Here is an 8,170-nt window from a genome sequence, read left to right as displayed (position 1 = left end):
TTGAGGCCAGTGAAGTGTCAGACGATCGAGTTGTTCGCCTTGTCGACGATCGCGAACGTAGTCGACGTCAACGGTCTCGGGACCTTCCAATCGCAAGCGAGCTCGCGTTGGATCAGCCAACAGTTCCGGAGTCGGTGTCATGTTCTCGACCACGCCGGTCAGTGTGAAGACTTTGCCATCAGCACGCATGGTGCCGCTGACGTCACAGTGACGGATCATCAATTCCGGACGACGGTTGTGTCCGAGGAAGTCGTAGTCTTCGCCGCGAACTCGTTCGGTATCGGGTGCAACGACGGTGTAGTTCGCAAGTGTGCGACCGCTGTCGAGGTAATCGCGCAATTGCGTGAGCGAACGTCGAATCTCGGCACCGACCAAATCGACGCCAAAGTTCTTTGACTCGCTCAGGTCGCCTGGCACAAACGCGTCGACCTTGTCGAGGTCGGCTTGCTTTGCCTTTTCCAAACGAGCCAGGTCGCTCTTCATTTGATCGGGCATCGCGTTCATTGCGTTGCGCAACGAAATCAACTGTTCGCGAGCGGCTTCCGATTCAGCCAACGTGCGTTGCAACTCCGGCCAATCTCGCAACGGGTTGTCGATGCCACTGGCTGCTTCGCGAATGGTTTCGACCCGTTCTTCCAACTCTTTGGTTTGCTTCACCAAACGTTCGTACTCGCTTTTCCAGCGACGACGAATTTCTTCGCCGGTGCGAACGGTTTCGAGATCCTTGCCCATCTCTTCCGCACGAGCACTCAGCCCGTTCGTTGCCGATGAAAGCAAGTTTCCGATCACGGACGGGCCGGACGCTTCCGTTTCGTCTGGCGTTTCTTCCAGATGTCCGCTCGTTTCGCGAGTCGTTCCGATTTGCAAACCAGCGATGCTGCCTTGCCGAATCACCCAGCGTCGACGAAGCAACGCATCGCCGTCGATGACCAAGTTCACCGAGTCCGCTTGGAAAGCGTTTCGAAATTCCTTGTCATCACGCGGATCAGCGACATGCACCGAATCGAACTGGATCTGAGGTGGGAACAACCCAACGCGAGTCGCACCGATATCGGCTCGGGCTCCCGTCGAGGCTTCCAACCCGCGAACCGTGATGTAGCTGGCCATCGGGCCGAGGCCCCAGAACAGCAGCATCAAGATGGTCGCGACAACGATAAGCCGTGTCAGTAAGAATCTCCAACGAATCATGCTGCATCCTTGTCTTGCGAATCGCGCAATTGACGAAGCAGATAACTGAGCGCTTCATCGATCTTGTGTTGGTCGTCGTTCGTGGTCAGGCCCGGGCGATTGGAATTGCCCGCTCCCGAGTTCCCCGATGCCACTGAATTCTCGTTCGACATCGTTTGCGGATTGGATTCCGCGTCGAGGACTTCGATATGAGTTGTGTTGCGTTTGGAGGATACGTCGCCCGCAGGTGCGTCGATCGCAGCGGAGGCTCGTTTCGAATCGGCCCGTTCATCTCGGTACGGCGAGATCTTTGCCAGGACCGGTTCAGCAGCATCGACGCGGCGAAAATCAAACACGCGTCCGGAGCTTGCTTCGGCATCAAATCCAACCGCATCGTCGGTCGACGAATCCGAAGCTCGCGCCGGTTCAGGCGTGAAGTGCGGCTCAGTGACTTTGGTGTGCAGAGCGTCAACGAAGTGTTGCTCTGTTTCTTTTGAACGTCGTTTGCGAGCGGGCGTTACAACAACATCGTCTTCCAGGTCGTCGTCTTCTTTCCAGTTGCCCGACACTGCTTTGAACATCGGGTAAGAAATCGCGAAGGCAGGAACCAGCGAAATCAGTCCGATCAGAAAGCTGCCCATCACGACGGTGTTGTTCAGATCCGTCCAAGGCACCAGCGGATAGTCCCACGCTTGGGCCATCACTTCTGAGACGCCTTCTTGAGCGAAGAACCACTGTGCAAATTGATCTGAAATCGGATCCAAGCGAGGTGCGACCATCGTCACCCCGATCGCGGTCAGAGCGACCATCGCGTGATTGACACGCAACATCAGGACTCCGAACACCAAAGCAACTGCCAACAAGTTGCCGTGTGGGATCAGGCCGATGAGAAGACCCAACGCTAATCCCCAGGCGAGCTGAGAAGGATATTTCCTCCCCGCGATCGCTTTGCGAAGACTGCTGAGCAGCTTGATCGAAAACAGAATCATAAAACTCGGCCCACGCGGCTGATCGATGGATGTAACAACTGGAATCCTCGTCATCATCGGCATCTCGAGGACAACTATTTAGTACAACCGGCAAATTCGGTGCTGCCAGACCAATCGGCCAATCACGCATCGCAACGCGTCAATGGGCGGCCCGTCTGATCGATGGACTCTATTGAGTTTCACGCGACTTCTTTCCCGCCTTTGATCTCTTGGAAGCTCACGGAACCAAGACGGTTTCGCTGATATCTTGAGTCGATCTGTTACAATGAGTTTCCCGCCCACCTTCCTTCCCAACCTGCCATTCACCGTGGTTTCTCCATCCATGCATTTCCGATCGCTTCCTTTTGATTTTTTACGGTGGACGACCGTTTGTTTGCTCGGGCTAAGCGGCCCCTGGTTGCTGAATGCTTCCGCTGACGAACCTGAGATCTCTTTCAATCAAGACATCCGGTCGATCCTTTCCGAGAACTGCTACTTCTGTCACGGTCCGGATGAGAACAATCGCCAAGCCGGATTGCGGCTGGATGTTCGCGAGGAAGCAATCGACTACGCCGCGATTGTTCCCGAGGATGTCGATGGCAGCGAATTGGTCGCACGTATCGATCACGAAGATCCTGAACTGGTGATGCCACCACCGGATTCGCACAAAACGCTGACCGAAAAGCAAAAGGAATTGTTGAAAGCGTGGATCGCTCAGGGCGCCCCATACGAAGAACACTGGTCATTCAGCCCGATTCGACGCCCCGATGTCCCGGATCTGACGAAGTGGGATGAAAACGTCGAAGGCAAGAACGTTCATCCGGTGGATGCTTTCGTGCGAGCCCGCCTGCTGGCGAAAGGTCACGATCTCTCCGGCCCCGCGCGACCGGACCGACTGCTTCGGCGAATGCACTTGGACTTGGTCGGGTTGCCGCCAACTTGGGAGGAAACGCAAGACTTCTTCTCTCGTGCTCGAGAGATGCAGGTAACCGACGCTCGGTCATCTCTCATTGATCAGAAGCTGGACGAACTGTTCGAGAACCCGCATCACGGTGAACGCATGGCAGCGTTCTGGTTGGACCTGGTCCGATTCGCCGACACGGTGGGCTACCACGGCGACCAAAACCAACACATCTTTCCCTATCGCGATTGGGTGATCGAAGCCTTCCAAAACAACATGCCGTTTGACGAGTTCACGACGAAGCAGCTCGCCGGTGACCTGCTTCCCAACCCAAAGACGGATGACTTGATCGCGTCAGGGTTCAATCGTTTGAACATGGTCACTCGCGAAGGCGGTGCTCAACCCGGTGAGTACTTGTCCAAGTACGCAACCGACCGCGTCCGCACCGTCGGCATGGCTTGGATGGGGCTGACCACAGGATGCGCCGAATGCCACGATCACAAATTCGATCCGTTCACCGCGAAAGACTTCTATTCACTCGGAGCGTTCTTCGCTGACATCGAACAGTGGGGCGTCTACAGCGATTATGGATACACGCCAAACCCTGACCTGAAGGGATACAACAACAACTTCCCCTTCCCACCAGAAATCGAGGTCAGCAGCCCAGCGTTGCTGCGGGAGCAGACGCAAGCCAAACAAGAACTCATCGACTTGGCTCGTTCGCAATTGGCGGCCCTGTCCGACGACCAAAAGAATTCAGCGAATGATTGGCTGAACAACGTCAACGGTTGGCTCGAACGAGAAGCCAACGGGTGGCAGTCGCTTCCGATGACTTCCGCGCCGTCAAAGGACAAAAACCTAAAAGCTTGGACGGCCGACGGTGAATCGATCTCGCTCGGATCACTGCCGCCTCAATCGATCCAAGTCAGTCTGCTGACGGCGGCGAACCAGTCCCCTCAAAATGTCGAAGTCCGCTTCTACATCGAGGAGATCAAACCACCGGCAACGGACGACTCCGGTTCAGAAAAACCCAAGGACGAGAAAAAGGAAGAAGCAAAACCTAATCGCACAAACGTTTCCGTTTCCTTCGCACGAGCCAACCGCTGGTTGCCTTCGTTTTCCAGCACGGTGGCTCAGCAGAATGTCGCGTCACGCTGGTCCGTCCCGGCGACCGACGCTGCCGGGCGCGCGGTGAAGCAACGCCCGCATCAGTTCATGATCGATCAATCCAAACACGTCGACGATCCGATGCGAGCGGTGTTTGAACTGGCAGGACCGCTGCAATTGAAGGAAGGTCAATCCTTGGTCGCGGAGATCAAAGGGTTGGCTGGCGACACCGAGGTGAGGTTCGAGGCATCGCCGTTGATCCGGATGCGGCCGTTTGATGCTGCGGAATTGGAAGCGATTCAAATCTGCGACTCGATCAGCCAATCCAACGCGTTGTTGAGCTGGATGATGTCCAATCCCAAACAAGCCAAAGATGCGGGTGCGATTAAACACTGGCGTGACCGCTATCTCGCCTGCCGCGACGGGCGGACTTGGACGATGATCACGCAAGCAACCGAACCGATGGAAATGCGAGTCTTGCCACGTGGCAATTGGCAAGACAAATCTGGCGACGTGGTTGAGCCCGCCACACCGGCTTTCCTCGGTAGCTATGGCATCGAGACTGCCAAAGATGCAAACGACAAAGACGCCGAAGCCAAACGTCTGACCCGCTTGGATCTGGCTCGTTGGATTGTGCATCGCGACAATCCGTTGACGGCCCGCGTTGTCGCGAACCGACTTTGGAAGCAATTCTTCGGCGTTGGATTGACCGCGGCAGTCGATGACTTGGGTGCTCAAGGCGATCCGCCATCGCATCCGGAACTGCTCGACTACCTCGCGATCGAACTGATCGATTCCGGTTGGGATCTGCAGCACGTGACTCGTTTGATTCTAACCAGCCGCACGTATCAGCAAGACAGTCGCGTTCGACCAGAGCTATCGGAGATCGATCCTGAAAACCGTTTGCTGTCCTATCACCCACCACGTCGTTTGGAAGCCGAGATCGTTCGCGACAACGCGTTGGCGGTTTCGGGGTTGCTGAACCTCGAGATCGGCGGCCCATCGGTCAAACCCTATCAGCCCGATGGTTATTACTCGAACTTGCAATTCCCCAATCGCAGCTACCGTTCGACAGCGGGTGACAATCAATACCGGCGCGGAATTTACATGCACTGGCAGCGAACGTTTTTGCACCCGATGCTTGCCAACTTTGACGCCCCCAGTCGCGAAGATTGCGTCGCGATTCGAGCCAACGCGAACACGCCTCAGCAAGCGTTGACGTTGCTCAATGATCCGACGTTCATCGAAGCGGCCAGCGAACTGGCGTGGAACATGATCGAGCAGAAGGAGTCGGACGAAACGCGATTGCGAACGATGGTTCGACGATCCCTTCAACGCGATGCGACCAGCGAAGAGATCGAACGACTCACGAGCTTTTTGAACCAACAGCGTGAGCTATTCCTCGCCGACGAAGCTTTGTCGGTGCAACTGACCAGCATTGGCCAGTCCGCCACACGCCACAACGAATCGCTATCGCAAGCCGATCGCGCCGAGTGGGCCGCCTGGACCGCAACGGCCCGCATCGTTTTGAACCTGCACGAAACCATCACCCGCTACTAAGCCTCGCTAAAACACATCATGAATTCTTTCCCAACTATTCAGCGGCGTAGCTTTCTCAAGAGCGGCACCTACAGCGTCGGCATGGCCGCGCTGGGTTCGATGCTTGCTCGCGAAAGCCAAGCCAGCCAAACGGATACGCCCCAGCCACACTTTCCCGGCACGGCGAAAACGGTCATTCACCTTTGCATGGCTGGCGGCCCTAGCCACCTTGAATCGCTCGACCCGAAACCGGAACTGGACAAGATCAACGACCAACCGTTTCCGGCTTCGATGACCGATGGTCAACAACTCGCGCAGCTTCAAGGTTCCAAACTTGTCGCCCGCGGATCGTTTTGCAAATTCAAAAAGTGGGGCCAATCTGGTCTCGAAATCAGCGAACTGTTTCCGAACATCGGATCGGTTGCCGACGACCTGTGCATCATCCGATCGATGCACACCGAACAAATCAATCACGACCCGGCTCACGCGTTCATGAACACGGGATCGATCCAAAAGGGTCGTCCCAGCATGGGCTCGTGGTTCTTGTACGGCTTGGGTGCCGAAACCGATTCCCTGCCTGGCTTCATCGTTTTCACCAGCCAAGGCCGTCACGGGGCTCAACCGGTTTCGGCTCGTCAATGGAAAGCCGGTTTCCTTCCCAGCCGTTTCCAAGGCGTTCAGTTCCAATCGCGAGGCGACGCGGTCCACTATGTTCGTCCGCCCGGCGGCATCACCGACACGACTCAGCGAGCGACCATCGAAGCCGTCAACGCGTTCAACCAAGACTTGCTGGCCGATCGCGGCGATTCCGAAATTGCAACTCGGATCAGCCAATACGAAATGGCGTTTCGCATGCAAACATCGGTGCCGGAACTCGCCGACATGTCCGATGAAACGCAAGAGACGTTGGACCTGTACGGAGTCACCAAGCCCGGTGATGGATCATTCGCCAGCAACTGTTTGATGGCTCGGCGGTTGGCTGAACGCGGCGTTCGGTTCATCCAGCTCTACCATCGTGCGTGGGATCACCACAGCAATCTGGAAGTCGGCATGAAGGACAGTGCCAAAGCGGTCGACCAAGCTTCCGCGGCATTGATTCAAGACCTGAAACGTCGCGGAATGCTCGACGACACGCTGGTCATCTGGGGCGGCGAGTTCGGACGAACTCCAATGAAACAAGGCTCCGGCCGTGACCACCACATCAACGCATTTTCGTTGTGGATGGCAGGCGGAGGCATCAAGGGCGGTATCTCCTATGGCAACTCCGATGAACTCGGCTACCGTTATTTGAAAGACGGCGAGGAAACCCACGTTCGCGATTTGCATGCAACGATGCTGCACACCTGCGGACTGGATCACATGAAGTTATCAGCCAAGTACCAGGGGCTCGACGTACGTTTGACCGGGGTCGAACCCGCTCGTGTCCTGAAACCGATTATGAAGAATGCGTGATCGGATGCTGCAAACTTTCACGAATAGAAGACAGCGAACCCTTCCGCGGTTGTTCGCTTTGGCTTTGGCCAGCACGCTCGTTGTGCATGCCGGATCGGCAAACGCCGAAGACGACAACGCGTTGTTTCATCAAATGCGCAGTGGCGGCATCGGCTTGACCGACGATGTCACGACCAAGATCCCGAGTCTCGCGTTCATTGATTCCTCCGGTGAACCAGTTGATTCCGCGAAAGTCAGAAAGCAGTTGGACACGCTGGCTCGTGCCGGCGGCATCCAACGTTTCATTCGCGACTCCGTGGTGGCTCCCATCGCAATCGACATGGATTCAATCACGAATCCAGACAGTCAACGAATTGGACACCTGCTCGACGTCGCGTTTGTTGTGCACGCACCGATTGATTTGATCGAAGATTCCGACACGCTTCAATCGTTGCTGGGCCTCAGCAACGAAGCCGATGACACTGACGATGCGACTGATAAAGAAGAAGCCGGCGAGGCGAACAAGGTCACCGCAGAGGAACTTTCCAAACTCGGCATCACTCTTGACGCGGAATCGGAATCGTTTGGCCGGGTCAGATTCCCGTTGCTAGACCGAGTCCTGATCACAGGCGTGATCCACGCGGAAACCGAACGACGCATCGAAGGTTCACCGAATGATTTTGTGACCGTCGCATGGCAAATGGACCCGCGTTTTGACAATTCCTGGAGCCCGATTGAACGAAACGATTTGGGCGAGGAAGTCACCGGCGACGCGAAACCGTATCGAGGTCTCGGTGGTTTGATCACCGCCACGCGATTACCGGCCGACATTGCGGGATCCGATACCGATGCAACGGTCGTGCAAGCCAAATTGGTCGTTCATGAACCGGTTGATTGGTTCGGCGGTCGCAACCAATTACGAAGCAAGCTGCCGCTGATCATCCAAGACCGAGTGCGTGACCTAAGGAGGAAACTCGCGGAAGTTCACGACGCGTCACGTTGAGCGATCCTTCGCCCAAAGTAGCGGCAGCGCGCGAGCCCTCCGGTTCCTCACCGG

The 8,170-nt window shown here is 56.2% G+C and carries 5 protein-coding genes; 3 read left to right on the top strand and 2 right to left on the bottom strand.

All coding sequences use genetic code 11. The features are described 5' to 3' along the window. Positions 1-1,188 (bottom strand): TIGR03545 family protein (locus tag B2R17_RS27240; RefSeq protein ID WP_286766467.1); only part of this gene is annotated, 1,188 nt, incomplete at its 3' end. Beyond that, positions 1,185-2,156, bottom strand: coding sequence for a DUF2062 domain-containing protein (locus B2R17_RS27235; RefSeq protein WP_286766466.1), 972 nt, complete (start codon positions 2,154-2,156; stop codon positions 1,185-1,187). The genes B2R17_RS27235 and B2R17_RS27240, both read right to left, overlap by 4 nt. Positions 2,157-2,421: 265 nt before the next feature. On the opposite strand from B2R17_RS27235, the gene B2R17_RS27230 reads away from it, so the two are divergent. From B2R17_RS27230 to B2R17_RS27220, 3 genes are read left to right on the top strand one after another with little or no spacing between them, the layout of a single operon-like run. Continuing rightward, positions 2,422-5,703, top strand: a complete 3,282-nt coding sequence (locus tag B2R17_RS27230) for a PSD1 and planctomycete cytochrome C domain-containing protein (protein ID WP_286766465.1) — start codon at positions 2,422-2,424, stop codon at positions 5,701-5,703. A gap of 18 nt (positions 5,704-5,721) precedes the next feature. Next, positions 5,722-7,134, top strand: a complete 1,413-nt coding sequence (locus tag B2R17_RS27225; protein WP_286766464.1) for a DUF1501 domain-containing protein — start codon at positions 5,722-5,724, stop codon at positions 7,132-7,134. Further along, positions 7,127-8,116 (top strand): hypothetical protein, encoded by a 990-nt coding sequence (locus tag B2R17_RS27220; RefSeq protein WP_286766463.1) that lies wholly within the window; start codon positions 7,127-7,129, stop codon positions 8,114-8,116. The genes B2R17_RS27225 and B2R17_RS27220 overlap by 8 nt, the downstream gene beginning before the upstream one ends. Positions 8,117-8,170 lie beyond the last annotated feature (54 nt).

This window comes from Rhodopirellula sp. UBA1907 (assembly GCF_002337565.1).
GTDB lineage: Bacteria > Planctomycetota > Planctomycetia > Pirellulales > Pirellulaceae > Rhodopirellula > Rhodopirellula europaea.
Note: the sequence above shows the minus strand (reverse complement) of the source record. Positions and strands in the feature narration are given on the sequence as shown.